This is a genomic window from Pseudomonas sp. (assembly GCF_040514055.1).
Taxonomy (GTDB): Bacteria; Pseudomonadota; Gammaproteobacteria; order Pseudomonadales; family Pseudomonadaceae; genus Aquipseudomonas.
Map to the genome: position 1 here is coordinate 132,735 of NZ_JBEVDL010000036.1, position 18,518 is coordinate 151,252.

The 18,518-nt window shown below is 62.3% G+C and carries 18 protein-coding genes and 1 tRNA gene; 6 read left to right on the forward strand and 13 right to left on the reverse strand.

Annotation, left to right across the window (positions count from 1 at the left end; all coding sequences use genetic code 11):
- Positions 1 to 59: 59 nt before the first annotated feature.
- The 6 genes from flgE to ABWY06_RS09365 all read right to left on the reverse strand — a co-directional run bounded on the left by flgE (position 60) and on the right by ABWY06_RS09365 (position 5,042).
- Entirely contained in the window at positions 60 to 1,379 is a 1,320-nt protein-coding gene (gene flgE / locus ABWY06_RS09340; RefSeq protein WP_353925297.1) for a flagellar hook protein FlgE, read from the reverse strand.
- A 44-nt stretch (positions 1,380 to 1,423) separates the two neighbouring features.
- Positions 1,424 to 2,101: a flagellar hook assembly protein FlgD gene (gene flgD, locus ABWY06_RS09345; RefSeq protein ID WP_353925298.1), complete on the reverse strand. Its 678-nt coding sequence runs from the start codon at positions 2,099 to 2,101 to the stop codon at positions 1,424 to 1,426.
- A 21-nt stretch (positions 2,102 to 2,122) separates the two neighbouring features.
- Positions 2,123 to 2,566: a flagellar basal body rod protein FlgC gene (gene flgC / locus ABWY06_RS09350; RefSeq protein ID WP_353925299.1), complete on the reverse strand. Its 444-nt coding sequence runs from the start codon at positions 2,564 to 2,566 to the stop codon at positions 2,123 to 2,125.
- A 14-nt stretch (positions 2,567 to 2,580) separates the two neighbouring features.
- Positions 2,581 to 2,988, reverse strand: a complete 408-nt coding sequence (flgB, locus tag ABWY06_RS09355) for a flagellar basal body rod protein FlgB (RefSeq protein ID WP_353925300.1) — start codon at positions 2,986 to 2,988, stop codon at positions 2,581 to 2,583.
- Positions 2,989 to 3,239: 251 nt separating this feature from the next.
- Positions 3,240 to 4,067: a protein-glutamate O-methyltransferase CheR gene (cheR, locus tag ABWY06_RS09360; protein WP_353925301.1), complete on the reverse strand. Its 828-nt coding sequence runs from the start codon at positions 4,065 to 4,067 to the stop codon at positions 3,240 to 3,242.
- Between the two features lie 42 nt (positions 4,068 to 4,109).
- Positions 4,110 to 5,042 (reverse strand): chemotaxis protein CheV, encoded by a 933-nt coding sequence (locus ABWY06_RS09365; RefSeq protein ID WP_353925302.1) that lies wholly within the window; start codon positions 5,040 to 5,042, stop codon positions 4,110 to 4,112.
- Between the two features lie 77 nt (positions 5,043 to 5,119).
- Between ABWY06_RS09365 and flgA the strand changes: the two genes are divergently transcribed.
- The 4 genes from flgA to ABWY06_RS09385 all read left to right on the forward strand — a co-directional run bounded on the left by flgA (position 5,120) and on the right by ABWY06_RS09385 (position 7,707).
- Positions 5,120 to 5,875 carry a flagellar basal body P-ring formation chaperone FlgA gene (gene flgA, locus ABWY06_RS09370; RefSeq protein WP_353925303.1) on the forward strand — a complete coding sequence of 252 codons (756 nt, stop codon included), beginning with the start codon at positions 5,120 to 5,122 and terminating at the stop codon, positions 5,873 to 5,875.
- Between the two features lie 150 nt (positions 5,876 to 6,025).
- Positions 6,026 to 6,364 carry a flagellar biosynthesis anti-sigma factor FlgM gene (gene flgM / locus ABWY06_RS09375; protein WP_353925304.1) on the forward strand — a complete coding sequence of 113 codons (339 nt, stop codon included), beginning with the start codon at positions 6,026 to 6,028 and terminating at the stop codon, positions 6,362 to 6,364.
- Positions 6,365 to 6,416: 52 nt separating this feature from the next.
- Positions 6,417 to 6,881, forward strand: a complete 465-nt coding sequence (locus ABWY06_RS09380) for a flagella synthesis protein FlgN (RefSeq protein WP_502948176.1) — start codon at positions 6,417 to 6,419, stop codon at positions 6,879 to 6,881.
- Positions 6,882 to 6,927: 46 nt separating this feature from the next.
- On the forward strand, positions 6,928 to 7,707 hold the full coding sequence (locus tag ABWY06_RS09385) for a flagellar brake protein (protein ID WP_353925306.1): 780 nt from the start codon (positions 6,928 to 6,930) through the stop codon (positions 7,705 to 7,707).
- Positions 7,708 to 7,725: 18 nt separating this feature from the next.
- Here the strand turns inward: ABWY06_RS09385 and ABWY06_RS09390 are convergent, their stop codons facing one another.
- The 4 genes from ABWY06_RS09390 to ABWY06_RS09405 form a co-directional block, all read right to left on the reverse strand.
- Complete coding sequence (locus tag ABWY06_RS09390; protein WP_353925307.1) at positions 7,726 to 8,346, reverse strand: TIGR04282 family arsenosugar biosynthesis glycosyltransferase; 621 nt, start codon at positions 8,344 to 8,346, stop codon at positions 7,726 to 7,728.
- 72 nt (positions 8,347 to 8,418) lie between these two features.
- Entirely contained in the window at positions 8,419 to 9,735 is a 1,317-nt protein-coding gene (locus tag ABWY06_RS09395) for an MFS transporter (protein ID WP_353925308.1), read from the reverse strand.
- A 67-nt stretch (positions 9,736 to 9,802) separates the two neighbouring features.
- Entirely contained in the window at positions 9,803 to 11,044 is a 1,242-nt protein-coding gene (locus ABWY06_RS09400) for a glutamine synthetase family protein (RefSeq protein ID WP_353925370.1), read from the reverse strand.
- A gap of 254 nt (positions 11,045 to 11,298) precedes the next feature.
- Entirely contained in the window at positions 11,299 to 11,502 is a 204-nt protein-coding gene (locus ABWY06_RS09405) for a Lar family restriction alleviation protein (RefSeq protein ID WP_353925309.1), read from the reverse strand.
- A 265-nt stretch (positions 11,503 to 11,767) separates the two neighbouring features.
- Here ABWY06_RS09405 and ABWY06_RS09410 point away from each other — a divergent pair, with 265 nt between their 5' ends.
- Both ABWY06_RS09410 and ABWY06_RS09415 read left to right on the forward strand, forming a co-directional pair.
- Positions 11,768 to 12,352, forward strand: coding sequence for a hypothetical protein (locus ABWY06_RS09410; protein WP_353925310.1), 585 nt, complete (start codon positions 11,768 to 11,770; stop codon positions 12,350 to 12,352).
- Between the two features lie 67 nt (positions 12,353 to 12,419).
- Positions 12,420 to 13,397, forward strand: coding sequence for a M28 family peptidase (locus ABWY06_RS09415; protein ID WP_353925311.1), 978 nt, complete (start codon positions 12,420 to 12,422; stop codon positions 13,395 to 13,397).
- 84 nt (positions 13,398 to 13,481) lie between these two features.
- Here ABWY06_RS09415 and ABWY06_RS09420 read toward each other — a convergent pair.
- The 3 genes from ABWY06_RS09420 to ABWY06_RS09430 all read right to left on the reverse strand — a co-directional run bounded on the left by ABWY06_RS09420 (position 13,482) and on the right by ABWY06_RS09430 (position 18,464).
- Positions 13,482 to 13,558, reverse strand: a tRNA-Arg gene (locus ABWY06_RS09420).
- 201 nt (positions 13,559 to 13,759) lie between these two features.
- Positions 13,760 to 14,815: a Leu/Phe/Val dehydrogenase gene (locus ABWY06_RS09425; protein WP_353925312.1), complete on the reverse strand. Its 1,056-nt coding sequence runs from the start codon at positions 14,813 to 14,815 to the stop codon at positions 13,760 to 13,762.
- Positions 14,816 to 15,002: 187 nt separating this feature from the next.
- Positions 15,003 to 18,464 carry an indolepyruvate ferredoxin oxidoreductase family protein gene (locus ABWY06_RS09430; RefSeq protein ID WP_353925313.1) on the reverse strand — a complete coding sequence of 1,154 codons (3,462 nt, stop codon included), beginning with the start codon at positions 18,462 to 18,464 and terminating at the stop codon, positions 15,003 to 15,005.
- Positions 18,465 to 18,518: the final 54 nt, after the last annotated feature.

The window sequence follows — 18,518 nt, forward strand, 5'->3', positions numbered from 1 at the left end:
ACGTGCAGCGGCGAGGGTTTGCCGCCGACGGCAAAGGGGCTTGCCGCCGGCGCCAGGGATTACCGCAGGTTGATGATGGTCTGGGTGATGGCGCTTTCGGTCTCGATGGTCTTGGCGTTGGCCTGGTAGTTGCGCTGCGCGACGATCAGGTTGACCAGTTGATCGGACAACTCGACGTTGGAGTCCTCCAGGGCACCGGATTGCAAGGCTCCCAGGGTGCCGGACCGCGGTGTGCCAATAATCGGCTCGCCAGATTCGGAGGACTGCGCCCAACCGGTTTTGCCGATCGGCGTCAGGCCCTGCATATTGGCGAAACTGGCCAGAATCACCTGACCTTGAACCTTGGACTGGCCATTGGTGTAACGGGCGAAGACCAGCCCGGCGTCGTCGATTTCCAGGCCCGCCAGCTCACCGGTGGTATAGCCATCCTGGGTAACCTTGTTGACCGAGAATGCATTGGCGAACTGGGTCGATTTACGCAGGTCCAGGGCGGTGCCATCGGGCAGGTTGGGCGCCGCGCCGTTGGCCGACCAGACCGGTGGCACGGCGTTGTTCGGCGCGGCCGGCACCCAGTTGGCCATCTGGATGACCCCGGACGCATCCACGGTAAAGCCGGTGGGTGCCGAGGCGATCAGCGCGGCAACGTCCAGGCGCCCGGCTTCCGTAAACACCAGGTCCACGGTGGACGGCGTGGTCAGAGTCGGATCATCGGGGTTGCGTCCGTCGATCAGCACGTTCATGTCCCAGGCGTTTGGCCCGGTCTTGACGAAGTACTGCGTAAAGGCATGGGAGTTGCCCTCGGCGTCGTAGATATTCACCGAGGTCGACGAGTTATAGGTAGTCGGGTCCGCCGGGTTGAACGGCGTGGTGGTAGGTGCCAGGTTGGTCGAGTTGAGGTTGAACGTCTGCTCGATCTTGCTGGTCGGGTTGGGCGCCTGGCTGGCGGTCTGAATCTTCAGGTCCCCGACTATGCCGTTCTGCAGATTGTCATTGGCATCCACCGAGTAACCTTGCAGCCGCTGGTTGAAGTTGTTGACGATAAAACCTTCCTTGTCGGTACCGAAATAGCCGGCCCGGGTATAGCCGATTTCACCGTTGTTGCTGGTGACGAAAAAGCCGTTGCCATTGATCGCCAGGTCCAGGGCGTTCTGGGTGTAGTTGATATTGCCCTGGTTGAACAGTTGCGACACATCACCCAGCAACACGCCGCTGCCCTGGGCGTTCTTACCCGTGCCCATCACCGACGCGGCATAGACATCGGCGAACTCCGCGCGCGACTGCTTGAACCCGGCGGTGCCGGCGTTGGCAATGTTGTTGCCGGTGACATTGAGGTCGTTGGTCGCTGCCCGCAGCCCGCTAAGACCGATATTAAACGCCATGAAGTGACTCCTTTGCCGGTAGCGCCGGCGGTTGCAACCTGAAGTTATTGACCGATGACCTGGACCTTGGAAAGCCCGATGCTGCCCAGCCCCGCCAGGTTGAGCATCAGCTCACCGCCGTTCTGGCCCAGGCTGACGCTGTCGACATTGGCGGGCAGCAAGGTATAGAGCCCCTTGGTTTCGTCGCCATAGGCGGCCTGTGCCTCGAACCGGTAAGCGCCTGGCGGCATGGCGACGCCGCTGGAATTTTTGCCGTCCCAGGCGAAATTGACGTTGCCGGCGGCCTGCTGTCCAAGGTTGATCCGGTTGACCGCGGCCCCGCTGCTGTCGTAGACGTTGACATAAACGTTGCTGCTGGACACCGGCAAGGTCAGGCTGGCCTTGAAGGGCTGGCTGGTATCGACCACCGCCTTGTCGGTGGGCACTATGACCTTGCGTCCGACCAGGGACGAGGCCTGCAGCGCCTGGGACGACTGGTAGCCTGAGAGCATCGACTCCATGCTGGTATTGAGTTTTTCGATGCCCTCGACCTGGCTGAATTGCGCCAGCTGGGCGACAAACTCTCCGTTGCTCTGGGGCGACAGCGGATCCTGGTTGTTCAACTGCGCTACCAGCAGGTTGAGGAACTCGTTCTTGCCCAGTTCCTTGTTGACCTTGCGCTCGTTATTGAACTGGTACTGGTCCAGTGCTGACGCCGGTGCGGTTACGCTATCGATGCTCATTGCTCTTCCCTCGTCCGGCGCTTACTGACCCAGGGTCAGTACCCGCTGCAACATCTGTTTGGCGGTATTCATCATTTCAACGTTGGTCTGGAAGGCCCGACTGGCGGAAATCATGTCGGCCATTTCCTCGACCACGTTGACGTTGGGGTAATACACATAACCTTCGGCGTTGGCGGCCGGATGGTTCGGCTCGTAACGCGGCATCAGACTGCTCTGATCCTCGACCACACCCAGCACCTCGACCCCCCGGCCGGCCTGATCCTGCTCGGCGAACAGGGATCCGCGGTCGCCGTCCATCGACTGCCCAAACACCGTGGCGAACACCGGATGACGGGCACGGTAGGTCTTGTCCAGGCTCGAGGAGACAGTCTCGGCGTTGGCGATGTTGCTGGAGATGGTATTGAGGCGAGTGCTCTGGGCACTCATGCCGCTGCCGGCAATATTGAATACGCTGTCGAGTGACATGGCTGGGATCTCCCTTATTCGCCGCGCAGGGCGCTGGTCAGCCCTTTGAATTTGTTATTCAGGAAGGTGAAGCTGGCCTGAAAATTGATCGCGTTCTGCGCGTAGTTGGACTGTTCCTGCTGCATATCCACGGTGTTCTGATCGATCGAGGGGTTGAACGGGGTGCGGTAATCCAACGCCGGGTTGCCCAGGGTCAGCCCTTCGGCGGCGATGTGGCGGCTGTCGGTACGGTTCAACCCGAAAGGGCCCTGCTTGGCCTTGTGGGCCTGCTCGGCCAGCACCGAGGCGAAATCCAGGTCACGCGCCTGGTAGTTCGGGGTGTCGGCGTTGGCAATGTTGTTGGCCAACACCTCGGCCCGCGCACCGCGAAAATGCAGGGCTTTTTCATGGATGCCGAGGGCGCTGTCGAAACTGATGCTCATGGTCTGGACCTTGGCCGCTGGGCCGCTGGGTTTCCTTGCATGAGAGAAAGCAAAGCTTGTGCCAAAATTTTTTATCTATATTTTTCAATAACTTAATAATATATCTAGGAATTACCGCAGGCTAAACGGCAAAGCTTTACCGCTGCCGGCCAGCGGCAGCGGCAAACCGGGCCAGGCATTGCCGCTACCGCGGCAATAAAAAAGGGAGGCCATCGGCCTCCCCTGTAAACACCCCGGATCGCCGGGGTCGCTTATTTGACCTTGTAGATGATGCCCGGGCTGCATTGGACCATCTGATAATGGTCGGGCAAGCCGTTGAGGGCCTCGGAAGCCCCCAGGAACAAATAGCCGCCCGGTTTGAGGGTGCCGTGAATACGCAGCAGGATGTCCTTTTTTACCTCTGCGGAAAAATAGATCAGTACGTTGCGACAGAACACGATATCGAACTTGCCCAGGCTGGCGTAGCTGTCCAGCAGATTGAGCGCACGGAATTCCACCCGGCTCTTGATCGGCGCCTTGATCGCCCAGCGCCCTGGTTCCTTCGGGTCGAAATACCGCTGCAGACGCTCCTGGGACAGCCCACGGCCCATGGCCAGGCTGTCGTACTCACCGGACTTGCAGTTGGTCAGCATGGAGGGCGACAGGTCAGTGGCGACGATCTGCAAACCTGCCTTGAGCTGGCCAAGATTGCTTTTCTCGAACTCGTCGATGGTCATGGACAGGGAGTAAGGCTCCTGGCCCGAGGAGCAGGCCGCCGACCAGATGCGCAAGCGTTGGCTGGGCATGGCCTTGAGCAGCTCGGGCAGCACGCGATTCTTCAGGACCTCGAAGGGGTAGGTATCGCGAAACCACAGCGTCTCGTTGGTGGTCATGGCATCGACCACCTGCTCGCGCAGCCCACTGCGTGGCTGCGTCTGCATGCGTTGCACCAGGTCGCCCAGGCTCTTGATCCCCTGCTGTTCCATCATCTTGTTCAAGCGGCTGGATACCAGGTACTGCTTGTTCGTACCCAGTAGGATGCCACAGGCTTTTTCCAGGAATACCCGGAACTGCTCAAACTCCACATTACCTGAAGACACTAGTGCCGCCTCGCCAAATCCATGTTCACCGAGAGCCAGCCCTCAGTCCCCATCCGCCGCATTGATGCGTTCGGCCACACGTGCGGCCAGATCATCAGGGCGGAATTTCGCTAGAAAATCGTCTGCCCCCACCTTCTTCACCATTGCCTGGTTGAACACCCCCGACAAGGACGTATGCAGGATGATGTGCAGCTTCTGCATACGGGGATCCGCGCGAATCTCCGCGGTCAGTGTGTAACCGTCCATCTCCGGCATCTCGATGTCGGAGATCAGCATAAGGAATTCTTCCTCGGGCTTCCTGCCCTCCTCGACCATGGCCCGCAGGTAATCCAGCGCCTGGCGACCATCGTTGAGCGCCACTACTTCCACCCCGACAGTCTGCAGACAGCGTGTCACCTGTTTACGCGCAACCGAGGAATCATCGCAGGTCAGTACCCGTTTGGTAATCGCCTTGGTCTGGGTCTTCTGGTCCAGGATGCCTTCGGAGATGACTTCCGAGGTCGGCGCCACCTCCGCGAGGATCTTCTCGACATCGATGATCTCGACCAACTGCTGGTCAAGATGGGTCACCGCCGTGAGGTAGTGATCGCGGCCCGTACCCTTGGGTGGCGGATGGATCTCTTCCCAGTTCATGTTGACGATGCGCTCGACCGAGCGCACCAGGAATCCCTGAATCTTGGTGTTGTATTCCGTGATGATGACAAAACTATTGGTCAGATCGTCGAGCCCCACCCGTCCCGTGGCCAAGGCCAGGTCGAGAATGGGAATGGTACCGCCACGAATATTGGCGACACCGCGTACCACCGGGCTGGATTTGGGCATGATGGTGAGTTTGGGGCATTGCAACACCTCTTTCACCTTGAACACATTGATCCCGTACAGCTGCTTGCCATCAAGGCGGAACAACAGCAACTCCAGACGGTTTTGCCCTACCAGCTGGGTACGCTGGTTAACCGAATCCATTACACCTGCCATGCCCTGACTCCTGTAATTAAGTCACCGGACGCACTGCTGAGCGTAGCAGGCGGCACGGGCCTTGCTTTGAAGCTGGTATGAACGCAGCCACGACAATTTTCCGGCACCGATTGCCCCACTACCGCAGGTTGCTTTGTGTTGTACCCGCTTTGTGCGGGTTCGGCTATAGCCTGCCCGCGCTGGCACAAACCCTGCCTGAGCAACTTATCGGCGTTGCCCAGAGTTTTCTTGAGCTATCCGTCGAGGACTATTTGCAGCGTAGCGAAATCCAGGCCCGGCATGAGGTGCAAATCAGTCGATTGGATCCGCGCCTGCGCCTGCCGCTCTGTGATCAGGAGCTCAGCGTGACCCTTGAGAGCCCGGCGCAGCCGATCGGACGGGTCACCTTGCGGGTGCGCTGCGAGGGCTCCAGCCCCTGGACCGTCTTTGTCCCGGCCCAGGTCCGGCTTTACCGCGACGTGGTGATTGTCACGCGCCCGCTGAAACGGGAGTCGGTCCTGAGCGAGCAGGATCTGTCGGTGATCGAACGCGACGTGGGCCTGTTGAACCAAGGTTACCTGACGGACCTGAACCAGGCGCTGGGAAAAAGAACCACCCGCGCATTGCTGCCTGACCAAGTGCTGACGTCCGCGCACCTGCAACTGGCCGAAGTGATCCGCAAGGGCGATGAGGTGGTGATCAGCGCCAGCAGCGGTGCGATCCTGGTGAAGATGCCAGGCGAGGCGCTTAGCAGCGGTGCGCTGGGCCAGCAAATCCAGGTCCGCAACCTCGGCTCGCGGCGGGTGGTGAAGGCCCGCGTCGTCGGCCCGGGCCAGGTGGAAGTGGCCATGTAGGGCCTTTTTTTGTACAGTGGCAGGCAGGAATCGTTTCTATACTGAGGCTTTCAAGCCAGCGTCCACGGGACGCAACTTCTGCCCTAAAGTTTTTCCGGGCGCGGCCGATAGGTTGTACAAGCGTCCAAACATTGCCAGAGGTTTTGCATCATGGTCATCGACATCAACCGGCTGAACAGCGCCAGCTCGCCCGCCTCGGCGCGGACCGGTAGCACCCAGTCCGGCGACCGCACGGAAGCCAGCAAAACGAACCAGAGTGCGCCACAAGCGCCTGCGGCCAAAGCGGCTGAGTCGGGCAAAAGCGGCGAATCCGTGCAGTTCAGCCGCGAAGCACAGCAACTGCAGAAAGCCAGCGACAAATTACGCGACCTGCCGACTGTCAACAAGGAACGGGTCTCGCAACTGAAACAGGCCATCGCCGACGGCAGCTATCAGGTCGACAGCCAGCGAGTGGCCGGAAAATTGCTGAACTTCGAATCGCAGCGTTAGGCCCAGGGCTGCGCTGCGGGCGTTGGACGCCTAACACCCCAGAGTGCCCGTGATGCAAACCACCCTGCTGCAGCTGTTCAACGAGGACATCGGTACCGCCCAGCAACTGCTGGAGCTGATCGACGCCGAATTCAAAGCCCTCACCGACCGTGACCTGCCGCTGCTCGAAACGCTGCTGGCGCGCAAGCAACCCTTGCTGACGCTGCTGCACCAGCACGGCGCCCTGCGGCGTGACCTCCTCACCAGCCTGCAACTGAGCCCGGACCGCCCCGGCTTGCAAAGCCTCGCCGCACAGTCGCCGCAAGGCGACGAGCTGCTGGCGCGCGGCGATGAACTGAGCGACTGGCTGGAGCGTTGCCAAACGGCGAATTTGCGCAACGGCCGGCTGATTCGTGCCAATCAGGCCTCCATTGGCAGTGTATTGGGGATACTCCGCGGAGCGGAAACCCCCGGCCTCTATGACAGTCGTGGCGGTGCGGCTAGAATCGCTCAGCAGCGCCCGCTCAGCCAGGCCTGAATACCTCTAATAAAAAGGCACGGGGACACCAAGGCATAATGCCATTATGCTAGTACCCTTGCACCCGTTCGGAGAGTCCTGGACCGTGTCCAACCCCTTTATCGCGGAAGATGGCCCGCAGCCGCCCAAGTTGCTCAAGGCTCCGGTGGAAATTTTTGCCAATCTGCGTCAACTGCAGCAAAACCATGACCCTCTGGTGATCAATTTCCCTGAACGCAACCAGCGTTTTCAAAGTTACTTGGTGGAAGTTGACCGTGAGCGCGGTTTGATGGCCCTGGACGAGCTGATCCCCACTGACGGTGAGCGCTTTCTGAAAAGCGGCGAAGCCTTCCATGTCGAAGCCTTTCACGAAGGCGTGCGGATCGCCTGGGAATGTGAAGCACCGGTGCAAATCGGTGAATTGCAAGGCGCACGCTGTTACTGGGCGCCTTTTCCCGCCCAAATGCTCTATCACCAACGACGCAATGCCTTTCGCGCGGCCCTCAAGCTGGCGCAGCCGACCAAGATCAAACTCTCAGGCGACCGGCTCACACCGCCGATCGCCGGGCAACTACTGGATATTTCAGCCACTGGCTGCAAGTTGCGTTTCCAGGGCAATCTGACCTCGCGCCTGCAAGCGGGCCAAGTGTATGAACGCTTGAGCATCGAGCTGCCGTTCGGCAGCATGACGGTCGCAGTGGAACTGCGTCACCTGCAGTACGAAGAAAAACTCGACCTCAGTTTCGCTGGCGTGCGCTATTTCCGCATCGGTGGTCTTGAACAACGCCAAGTGGATCGTTTTGTCTATCAGCTGCAGCGCGAAGCCCGTCGCGACGACCACGACTGATACCGACAGCGCGCGGCATTACAGCGCGGGCAGTGTGATGCCCAATGTGGCGAGCCTGGGCAGGTCCTCGGGCCGGTCCACATCCCACAAGGGTGCCAGCGAACACTGCGACCATCCCAGCTCCGACAACCGCTCGCGAGTTAGCGCCGCGATATGTTCGGTGCCCCAGGGCATTGCCGTGAAGATCCGCGGCTCGACCCGTCGCAATCCCAACAGCACATAGCCACCATCTTCGGCCGGCCCTAACACGGCATCCGTATGCCGCAACGCGTCACAGGCGGCCGCCAGGTAAGCGCCGTCCATTACCGGGCAGTCGTTGCCAATCAGGACCACCGCACCACACTCAGACAACCCATGCACGGCGATCTGCCGCATGCGTTCGCCCAGGTCGCCGCTCGGCTGCTCCATCAGGGTCCAGCCCTGGGCATGGGCCAGATGCTGCACCGACAGATCCGGCCCGTCCGATAGCCACAAACAACGCTGGCTGAATCCCGCGGCTGGCAGCGCCAGTGTCCGCTCGAGCATAAACCGTTGCAGATCACTGGCGCCCTGCTCGCCCAAGGCTGGGACCAAGCGGGTTTTGACCCGGCCGGGCCGCGGGGCCTTCGCCAGCAAGTGCAGGGAAATGGACATCGTCACGGCGCAATCCGAGTCAGGAGGGGCAGGCATATAAAGGGTCGACCGGAAAATGCCATATCGGGTCCTTTGCCGTCAGCGCGCACCGGCGTCCCGGTCCTGGGCAGCCGAGGACGGATCGCCGGAGGGTGGCGCATCGTGCATCTGCTGGTGCACATCCTGCTCATCGACCCGCGGATCCAGTGCGGCCACCAACGGCGAGCTGATCATGTTATCGGGCGTCGGAACATGGTGCAGTGGCGCATCCTGCACCTGGTACAAGTTGCTCACGGCATCGGGCCGAATCCGCCAGACCAGAATCAGGGCGCAGCCACACAGGAAGGCGTAGAGCATGTTCGGGCCGTAGAACCGCATCAACACCCCACCCACCAGAGGGCCGATGCAGGCGCCAACCCCGAAGGTCACTAGCAACATCGCGGTCAAGGAAACACGGCGGTCCGACTCGATATGGTCATTGGAAAACGCCACCGCCAAGGGATACAGGCTGAACTGCAGCAGGCAAACGCAGAAGCCCAGGGGCAAGAGGAACGTCAACGGCACCTGCGGCATCAGCGCCAGGGGCAATGCGGCCAGTGCCATCAACCCGGCGCAGCCGCGAATCAGCTTCGCCCGGTCATAGCGATCGGACAGCCAGCCGAGTGGCCATTGCACCAACAGGCCCGCCAGGATGCAGCCGCCCATAAACAAGCCCACCTGGTCAGTCGCCAAGCCCTGGCGGGCGGCGTAGAGCGGGGCCAGGCCATAAAACGCACCTATGGTCAGTCCCGAGACCAGGGTGGTGGTCAGCGACTGCGGCACCCTGGCGAAAAAAAAGCGCGGTTCCAGTGGCGCCGGATGCAGCGGTGCGGGGTGCAGCTTGCGGGTGATGGCAACCGGCACTAGGCACAGCGAGAAACACAGCGCCACCAGCATCAGCAGCTCCAGGCCCAGCGCCGGATGCACCACCAGGACCAACTGGCCCAGGACCAGACCCAGATAGGAGGCCGTCATATAACAGGCGAAGACCTGACCGCGCTGGTTGGCATTGGCCTGCTCGTTCAACCAGCTTTCGATCACCATGTATTGGCACATCATGCCCAGGCCGACGATCGCGCGCAGCACCAGCCAGGCCGGCAGCGAGTCGAGCAAGCCATGGCCAAGCACCGCAGCGGTTACCAGACCGGCGCAGGCCACATAAGCGCGGATATGCCCGACCCGGGCGATCAGTCGATGCCCCAGCTTGGCGCCTACTACCAGCCCACCGTAGTACGCAGCCATCAAGGCACCGACCCAGAGGCCGTCGACGCTGTCGGCCAGGCGCAAGGCCAGGTAGGTGCTCAACAACCCGGAACCGATCAACATCATCAGCGTGGCGAAATAAAGGGCCCTGAATGACTTCCAGATCACACGCATGGCTGTACCGAACGGCTCCTCGCACTGAGTGGACACACGAATCCCTGGCGTAAGTGCACGCCCGGGTTCACGCCTGGGACCCCAGGATACGCCGTTCCCAGGGACTGATCTCATCGTAAAAAGCGCTTAGCTCCAGGGCTTTGCTGGCCAGGTAACCCTCGACAAATTCGGCACCGAACACCTGGCGGGCCAAATCACTGCCCTGGAGACGCTCGTACGCGGCGTGCAGGGTGCAGGGCAGGATCAATGCCTGCGGCACCACCAACTCGCCTTGCAGCGGCGCGCTGGGCGCAAGTTCGAGGTTCAGCCCATTCAGACCCGCCGCCAGGCTGGCGGCGATCGCCAGGTAGGGGTTGGCATCGGCCCCGGGCAAGCGATTCTCCACCCGTCGTGCCTCGGGTCCGCTGGCCGGAATACGCAAGCCGGCGGCGCGGTTGTCCAGCGACCAGCACGCGTTGTTAGGCGAGGCGAACGGCTGACAGAAGCGCTGGTACGAATTGACGTTCGGCGCGAACAGCAGGGTGAAATCCGCCAGGGCGGCTTGCTGCCCGCCGATAAAGTGGTAGAACTCCGGGGTCGGCTGGCCGAGCGCATCACTGAACAGGTTGAGCCCGCTGTCCAGCCTGACCACGCTCTGATGGATATGCATGGAACTGCCGGCCGTTTTCGCCAGGGGTTTGGCCATGCAGACCACCATCAGCCCGTGCTTGAGCGCGACTTCCTTGAGCAGGTGTTTGAACAGGAAAGTCTGGTCGGCCAACAGCAGCGGATCGCCGTGCAACAGGTTGATCTCGAACTGACTGATGCCCATTTCGTGCATAAAGGTGTCGCGCGGCAGGCCCAACGCCGCCATGCAGCGATAGACCTCGGCAAAAAAAGGCCGCAAGCCGTTGTTCGACGCCACGCTGAACGCGGAAAACCCCTGCTCGCGGCTGCCATCGAGCCCCAGGGGTGGCTGGAAGGGCTGGTTCGGATCGGTGTGGCGGGCAAACACGAAGAACTCCAGCTCGGTCGCCACCACGGCGGCCAGGCCCCGGGCGTGGTAGGCGGCCAGGACTTTTTTCAGCAACGCCCGGGTCGACAGCCCCGACGGCGCACCGCTCAGCTCATCGGCGTCACAAATGGCCAACGCCCGCGGCGTATCGCTCCAGGGCAACCGGTACAGCTGATCGAAATCGGCATTGAGCACCAGATCCCCGTCGTCGTCACCGTAAAAGCGCGCGGCCGGGTACCCGCCCATGATGCACTGCAGGAGTACGCCGCGCGCCAACTGCAACCGGCGCCCTTCGATAAAACCGGCGGCCGTCATGACCTTGCCGCGGGGCACGCCGTTAAGGTCCGGTGTCACGCACTCGATTTCATCGATACCGGCCAACTGCTCGGCCAGGAGCCGACGGTCCACATCACCCATGAAAAATCCTTGCCTGGTACGCAGCTCCGGTCTGCAATGCGTACAAAATACGCATCAGCCGTTCAAGATATCAAGCGCTGCGATCAGGCCAATGGTCTATACCCCAGCCGGACGAGAGCGATGAGCCCACGGCGCCGGCCCATACGCCCTGCTCACCCCTTGGTAACACGCTGGTTCCAGGCCGCTGCGGCTTCGGCCGCGCTTTGAAAGGCATGCTCTGGCATGCCGCTGCGGTCATAGGCCTGTCCCACCGCGCAGAAACACTCGGCGCATTCGATATAAAAACCGAGCCCTTCGTCCCCGGTGAGCTGGGCTTTTTCCCCGCAGAAAGGGCAAGGTTTCAAGGTCTGGGGCATGGGTCGCTCTCCGCAAGGGGTACCTCGACAGCCTAGCCGGCATTTCAGCGTCGGGCTCGATCGGTCAACCCTACCCCGCGACGCAGCCAGACCATTGACCCGCTCGGCCCAGGCGCCTTGCATCAGCATCAGCCCGGTACCTTACAAAACACAGGTCCTAGGCATCCGCCGTGCCTACCGGATAAGCTGACGTCAATAACTCAGATGGTAGCGTTCCAACGCCACCTGCCGCCTTGTCCAGCCGTCCCAGCCCGTGATCCTCACCATGACCGACTCGATCGATGCAACGCTGCAAGGTGTCAGTGATGCCCTTACCCTGGATTTCCCGGAACAGGTGGGGGCACCCCAGCAAGAATCCCTGCACGGCCGCATCACCAACTTCTTCCGCGACGGTCCCTACCGCCGGGTATTCGTGTTCAATTGCGACGGCGGCGATTACGACTACAATCCGGACCTGACCGAAGACGAGGAATGGCAGCGGGCCACAGAGAACCAGGATATCTTCCTGGACGTTCTGGCGCGTACCGAGCAACGCTTTGGGCCGGCCCTGGGTTACTACCCGCTCGATACCGATTCGATGATCGACGTCGATTCAGACGACGAGAGCCTGGAAGGCGAGGAATTCGACGGCATCGAGTGGAGCCCGTCCTATGCCCAGGGCGCCACCCTGACCGTCGACGACGGTGATTGCCGCTACTGGGTGCAGAACGATCGCTACCTGTTTTTGCAGGCGGGCAAGGAATGGGGCGATGGCACCTTTGTCTTTTTTGTCGCGATGACCCTGTCACCGCCACGCGGTCGCCCCTGCACCGAGGGGTTCTGGCCTGACAGCGCGAACGCTGGCTCCTGAGGCTCTTTTTCTATTTCCCGCGTAGCGCGGTGGAACGACAGACCTTCGCCATTGACCGGGTGCCCATGTGCTTTCCTTCAAGTCCGTATTGCGCTTCCTGCTGACTCGCCTGCTGGCCTGGGGGGCGGTCTTGCTGATATTGCTTTCCCTGGTCACCCAGCCGCTGGTGCAGACCCGGCCATCGACGCCCCCACCCGTCAGCAGCGCGCGCCTGCAGGCGCACGTGCAGCGGCTGTCGGTGGATTTCCACCCGCGCCGCTACGACCAAGCGGAAAACCTCAGGCGTACTGCCGATTACATTGCCGAGGCCTTTGGCGCCGCCGGTGCGCAGCCCTTTCGGCAGCCGGTCAGTGTCGGTGAACGCGCGTACGAGAACATCGTTGCGCGGTTCGGTCCGTCTTCCGGCCCGCTGATGGTGATCGGTGCCCACTACGACTCCCACGGCCGTACCCCCGGCGCGGATGACAACGCCAGCGGCGTGGCCGGGTTGTTGGAGCTGGCGCGCCTGCTGGGCGAGCACCCGCCGAGTCGCCCCATCGAACTGGTGGCCTACACCCTGGAGGAACCGCCGTACTTTATGACCGAGCATATGGGCAGCGCCTGGCACGCACGGTCGCTGGTCGATTCGCAGCAAAACGTCCAGCTGATGATTTCCCTGGAAACCATCGGCTACTTCTCCGATGCGCCGGCCAGCCAGCGTTTCCCCGTACCGGGCATGAACCTGCTGTACCCCGATACCGGCAATTTTATCGGTCTGGTGGGCAAGTTCAGCGACTGGGGTGACATGCGGCGAGCCAAGGCGGCCATGACCGGCGCCAGCGACCTGCCGGTCCATTCGATCAACGCACCGCGCTGGGTGGAAGGCATCGACTATTCCGACCATCTCAGTTACTGGGACCAGGGATTTTCAGCGCTGATGATTACCGACACGGCGTTCAACCGTAACCGCGACTATCACGGGCGCGAGGATACCTACGAAAAACTCGATTACCCACGCATGGCCAAGGTGGTCCAAGGCGTGTACGCCATTACGCAGTTTTTTTAGCCCCAGGGCAGGCACGGCGGCGTGCGGCTGCCAAGCAACAGCGCGCTGCGCTCGCCAGAAGAATGTTCGCATGTGCAATAAAAATGGTGTCCCAGGGCAGGTTCGAACTGCCAACCTTCCCCTTAGGAGGGGGATGCTCTATCCAATTGAGCTACTGAGACATTCGCGGACCGTCGCAGGGGATGACAACAGAGCGACGGAGCGGCATGTTAACGGCGCCACGGCATTTTGTCATGCCATGGCCATCTGCCGGAGCTGATATAGCAATTTCTTGATCAGGAACGGCTCGGCCGTCGCACGGGCTGGCACTCCCAGCCTGCCGGACGGCGGCGAACCGCAACACGCGGCTCGCCGCCCGCCGATCAACCCGCGGCCAGTCGCTCGTGGGCCAGGCTGTCAGCGATCGAGGTGGTGGTGCGCCCTTCGCGGTCGGCGCGCTGAAATATCAGTCGCAAGGTATCGCCGATACTCTCGATATGAGCCTTCAGCTGGGCGGTGCTGCCGCCGCTGCGCTCATAGCCGATGTCGATGATGCCGCCAGCGTTGATGGCATAGTCCGGGGCATAGAGCACACCGCGGCGCTGCAATTCTTCGGCCAGTTGCGCATCGGCCAGCTGATTGTTCGCCGCGCCGGCAATCACCGGAGCGCGCAGCGCTTCGAGGCTCTGCAGATTGATGATGCCGCCCATGGCGCAGGGGGCGAAGACGTCCACATCCAGGCCGTAGATGTCCTGCTCGCCGACGGCGAAGGCGCCCAGTTGCTCGACCGCGCGACGCACGTTGACCTCCTGGATGTCGTGCACCCAGAGCTCCGCACCAGCCTGCTTGAGCTGGCGAGCCAGGTCGAAGCCCACCTGGCCGAGCCCCTGAATGGCCACCTTCAGGCCCTTCAGGTCGTTGCGGCCCAGGCGATGCTGCACCGCCACCTGCACGCCGATAAATACGCCATAGGCAGTGGCCGGCGACGGGTCACCGGTGCTGACACGACCATCGAACCCCTCCCGCGACACCGCGCCGCCGACGTGGCGAGTGCGCTCGGCCATGGTTTGCATCTCGGCGACGCCGGTGCCGGAATCGGCGGCGGTGATGTAACGCCCGCCCAGGCTGTTGACGAAATCGCCCATGGCCTGGAACAGCGCCTCGCTCTTGTCCTTGCGCGGATCGCCAATGATGACCGCCTTGCCACCCCCCAGCGGCAGATTGGCCAGCGCGGACTTGTAGGTCATGCCCCGCGACAGGCGCAGCACATCGCGCAGCGCCTGTTCGTCATCGGCATAAGGGTACATGCGGCAACCGCCCAAAGCGGGCCCCAGACGGGTGTTGTGAATGGCGATAATGGCTTTCAGACCGCTTTTGGCATCGTGGCCGTAAACCACCTGCTCATGCTGATCGAACTCGACATGGGAAAAAACGGACATGCGGGTATTCCTCGCTTTTATTCTGATTAGGGAAGGCTCGACGGCGACGCCGTCGGTGCGCGGCACAGCACCGGTTCCACCACGCGGGCAGGGGCCGGCTGGGAAGCACAACGGAGCCGTCTCGCACCCGCGGCTCAGGCTTCCCGGAACAATGGCTGTCGACCCGGCAGGGCCGACAGCCCTGGTCTCACGCGGCCGGTTCGAACAGCTGCAGCACCTGCACTTCGCCACCGCTCAGGCGGCTCTTGAGCAGCTGCTCACGCACTTTCGCCTGGGCAATGGCGCGGTCCTTGACGTGCCCGTAGCCACGGATCTGCTCGGGCAACTGGGCGATGGCCACCGCGGTCGGGTAGTTGTTGGCGTTGAGCTGGGCCAAGACCTCATCGACGCTACGTTCGTAGTCGCTGATCAACTGCCGCTCCACCCGACGCTCGGCGCTGTAACCGAACGGGTCGAGGGCGCCGCCGCGAAGGAATTTGAAGCGCGCCAGCAGATTGAACGCCTTGAGCATCCAGGGGCCGAAGGTGCGCTTGCGCGGCTCGTTGCTGTGCGGGTCGCGCTTGGCCAGCCAGGACGGCGCCAAATGGAACTGCAACCGATAGTCACCAGTGAACTGCGCCTGCAGCTGCTTGACGAAGGTCTGGTCGCTGTAGAGCCGCGCCACCTCGTACTCGTCCTTGTAAGCCAGCAATTTGAAGTAGTAGCGCGCCACCGCCTCGGTCAACGCCTCGCCACTGTCGGCCTGGCGCACGCGCGCCACCAGGTCGGCATAACGTTTGGCATACGCGGCATCCTGGTAGGCGGTGAGGAAATCCACCCGCCACTGGATGATCTGGTCCAGGGTCTCGCAGAGCGCCGCCTCGGGTTCGGCCGGACGCGCCAGCTGCTCCACCGCCACCAGGTCATGGGCGGCACGGCGGCCCCAGCGGAAGGCCTGGCGGTTCAACGCCACCGCGACCCCATTGAGTTCGATGGCCTGCTCGATGGCCGCCGCCGACAGCGGCACCAGGCCGCGCTGGAAGGCATAGCCGAGCATAAACAGGTTGGTCGCGATGCTGTCGCCCAGCAGGCGGGTGGCCAGGCGCGTGGCATCGATAAAGTGGGTCTTGTCGACCCCGACCGCTTCCACCAGCGCCTGATGCATGGCCTGCCCGGGAATCTGCGCGTCCGGATTGCGGGTGAATTCGGCGGTGGCCGCTTCATGGCTGTTGACCACCGCGTGGGCAATCTGGTCGTTCAACTTGGCCAGCGCTTCCTCACTGGCCGCCACCACCAGGTCGCAGCCCAGCAGCAGGTCGGTTTCACCGGCGGCGATCCGTACCGCATAGATATCCGCCTGGGTGGCCGCGATACGGATATGGGTAATCACCGGGCCAAACTTCTGCGCCAGGCCGGCCTGGTCGAGCACCGTGCAGCCCTTGCCTTCCAGGTGCGCGGCCATGCCCAGTAGCGCGCCCAGGGTGGTCACGCCGCTGCCGCCGACACCCGGCACCAGGATGCTGTAGGGACGTGTCAGCGCCGGTTGCTGGGGTTCAGGCAGGTCGCTGACCTCGGCTTGGGCGGCGACCGCCTCGGGTTGGCGCAGGCCACCGCCATGCACGGTGACGAAACTCGGGCAAAAACCCTCGACGCAGGAGAAATCCTTGTTGCAGGAGTTCTGGTCGATTTGCCGCTTGCGCCCGGCTTCGGTCTCCAGCGGCAACACCGACAGGCAGTTGGACTTGACGCTGCAGTCGCCACAGCCTTCGCAGACAGCCGGGTTGATAAAGGCGCGCTTTTGCGGATCGACCAGTTTGCCGCGTTTACGCCGGCGACGTTTCTCCGTGGCGCAGGTCTGGTCGTAGATGATCACCGAAACGCCCTTGAACTCGCGCAACTCGCGCTGCACGGCGTCCAGTTCCAGGCGATGATGGAAACTGACGATGGGCGCGAAACCGGCCCGACTCGGGTACTTGTCCGGCTCGTCGGAGACCAGGGCGATGCGTTTGACCCCTTCGGCGAAGACCTGCTGGCTCAGTTGATCGACGCGCAGCTCGCCGTCGATCGGTTGGCCGCCGGTCATGGCCACGGCGTCGTTGTAGAGGATCTTGTAGGTGATATTGACCCCGGCGGCCACGGCCGCCCGCAATGCCAGATGGCCGGAATGGAAGTAGGTACCGTCGCCCAGGTTCTGGAACACATGAGGCGTGTCGGTGAACGGGGCCTGACCGATCCAGGTGGCGCCTTCACCGCCCATCTGGGTAAAGGTGTCGGTGTTACGGTCCATCCACTGGGTCATGTAATGGCAGCCGATACCGCCCAGCGCGCGGCTGCCTTCCGGCAGCTTGGTGGAGCTGTTGTGCGGGCAGCCCGAGCAGAAATGCGGGGTCCGCTGCGTGCTGTGCTTGGGCGCCGCCAGGGCGGCTTCCTTGGCCGCCAGAAACGCCAGGCGCGCGTCGATCTGCGGGCTGCTGTAGATCGGTGCCAGGCGGCGGGCGATCACCCGGGCAATCATGGCCGGCGTCAGTTCGCTGAGGTTGGGCAACAAGGACACCCCCTGCTCGTCGAACTCACCGACTACCCGCGGGCGTTTGCCCACCGGCCAGTTGTAGAGTTGGCCAGTCAGTTGGTCCTCGATAACGCTGCGCTTTTCCTCGACCACCAGGATCTCGTCCAGGCCCTCGGCGAATTCGTGCACCGAGACCGGTTCCAGGGGCCAGCTCATGCCGATTTTCAACACCCGCAAGCCCACCTGGGCGCAGAGGTCGTCGTCGATGCCCAGGTCTTCCAGGGCCTGGCGCACATCCAGGTAGGACTTGCCCGTAGTGATGATGCCCAGGCGCGGCTTGGGCGAGTCGATCATCACCTTGTTCAACTGATTGACGCGGGCAAAGGCGCGGGCGGCATAGATCTTGTAAGTGTTCAGGCGGGCTTCCTGAACCAGAGGTGGATCCGGCCAGCGAATGTGCACGCCGCCTTCGGGCAATACGAAGTCTTCGGGGACCTTGAGCTGCACGCGAAGTGGATCGACCTCCACCACGGCCGAGGAGTCGACGTTTTCCGCGATGGTCTTGAGCGCCACCCAGCAGCCGCTGTAGCGCGAAAGCTCCCAGCCGATGATGCCGTAGTCGAGGATCTCCTGGACGTTGGCCGGATTGAGCACGGGAATCGAGGCGGCGATAAAGGCGTGTTCGCTCTGGTGCGCAATGCTCGAGGATTTGCAGCCATGATCATCGCCAGCCAGCAACAATACCCCGCCATGGGGCGAAACCCCGGCCGAGTTGCCATGTTTGAATACGTCACCGCAGCGGTCGACGCCTGGGCCCTTGCCGTACCACATGGCGAACACGCCATCGTAACGGGCGCCGGGAAACAGGTTGGTCTGCTGGCTGCCCCATACTGAGGTGGCGGCCAGTTCCTCGTTGACCCCGGGGCGGAAATGAATGGCATGCTGATTGAGGAAGTCCTTGGCCTCCCAGAGCGTCTTGTCGAGGTTGCCCAGGGGCGAGCCGCGGTAGCCCGAAATAAAGCAGGCGGTGTTCAGGCCGTGGGCCTGGTCACGCTGCTGCTGCAGCATCGGCAGGCGCGTGAGTGCCTGGGTGCCGGTCAGGTATAAATGTCCGGTTGCCAACCGGTACTTGTCATCCAGGCGAATCTCGGCCAACGACATGCTGGGCGCTCCTCTTATTTTTATGACGGCGCTAGTCCAAGTGCAGCATGGCGC

What these genes read in the sequence shown, in the direction of transcription:
- flgE (WP_353925297.1), bottom strand. Translation starts at nt 1,379, where the DNA reads ATGGCGTTTAATATCGGTCTTAGCGGGCTGCGGGCAGCGACCAACGAC.
- flgD (WP_353925298.1), bottom strand. Translation starts at nt 2,101, where the DNA reads ATGAGCATCGATAGCGTAACCGCACCGGCGTCAGCACTGGACCAGTAC.
- flgC (WP_353925299.1), bottom strand. Translation starts at nt 2,566, where the DNA reads ATGTCACTCGACAGCGTATTCAATATTGCCGGCAGCGGCATGAGTGCC.
- flgB (WP_353925300.1), bottom strand. Translation starts at nt 2,988, where the DNA reads ATGAGCATCAGTTTCGACAGCGCCCTCGGCATCCATGAAAAAGCCCTG.
- ABWY06_RS09365 (WP_353925302.1), bottom strand. Translation starts at nt 5,042, where the DNA reads ATGGCAGGTGTAATGGATTCGGTTAACCAGCGTACCCAGCTGGTAGGG.
- flgA (WP_353925303.1), top strand. Translation starts at nt 5,120, where the DNA reads ATGAACGCAGCCACGACAATTTTCCGGCACCGATTGCCCCACTACCGC.
- flgM (WP_353925304.1), top strand. Translation starts at nt 6,026, where the DNA reads ATGGTCATCGACATCAACCGGCTGAACAGCGCCAGCTCGCCCGCCTCG.
- ABWY06_RS09380 (WP_502948176.1), top strand. Translation starts at nt 6,417, where the DNA reads ATGCAAACCACCCTGCTGCAGCTGTTCAACGAGGACATCGGTACCGCC.
- ABWY06_RS09385 (WP_353925306.1), top strand. Translation starts at nt 6,928, where the DNA reads ATGCTAGTACCCTTGCACCCGTTCGGAGAGTCCTGGACCGTGTCCAAC.
- ABWY06_RS09395 (WP_353925308.1), bottom strand. Translation starts at nt 9,735, where the DNA reads ATGCGTGTGATCTGGAAGTCATTCAGGGCCCTTTATTTCGCCACGCTG.
- ABWY06_RS09400 (WP_353925370.1), bottom strand. Translation starts at nt 11,044, where the DNA reads ATGACGGCCGCCGGTTTTATCGAAGGGCGCCGGTTGCAGTTGGCGCGC.
- ABWY06_RS09405 (WP_353925309.1), bottom strand. Translation starts at nt 11,502, where the DNA reads ATGCCCCAGACCTTGAAACCTTGCCCTTTCTGCGGGGAAAAAGCCCAG.
- ABWY06_RS09410 (WP_353925310.1), top strand. Translation starts at nt 11,768, where the DNA reads ATGACCGACTCGATCGATGCAACGCTGCAAGGTGTCAGTGATGCCCTT.
- ABWY06_RS09425 (WP_353925312.1), bottom strand. Translation starts at nt 14,815, where the DNA reads ATGTCCGTTTTTTCCCATGTCGAGTTCGATCAGCATGAGCAGGTGGTT.
- ABWY06_RS09430 (WP_353925313.1), bottom strand. Translation starts at nt 18,464, where the DNA reads ATGTCGTTGGCCGAGATTCGCCTGGATGACAAGTACCGGTTGGCAACC.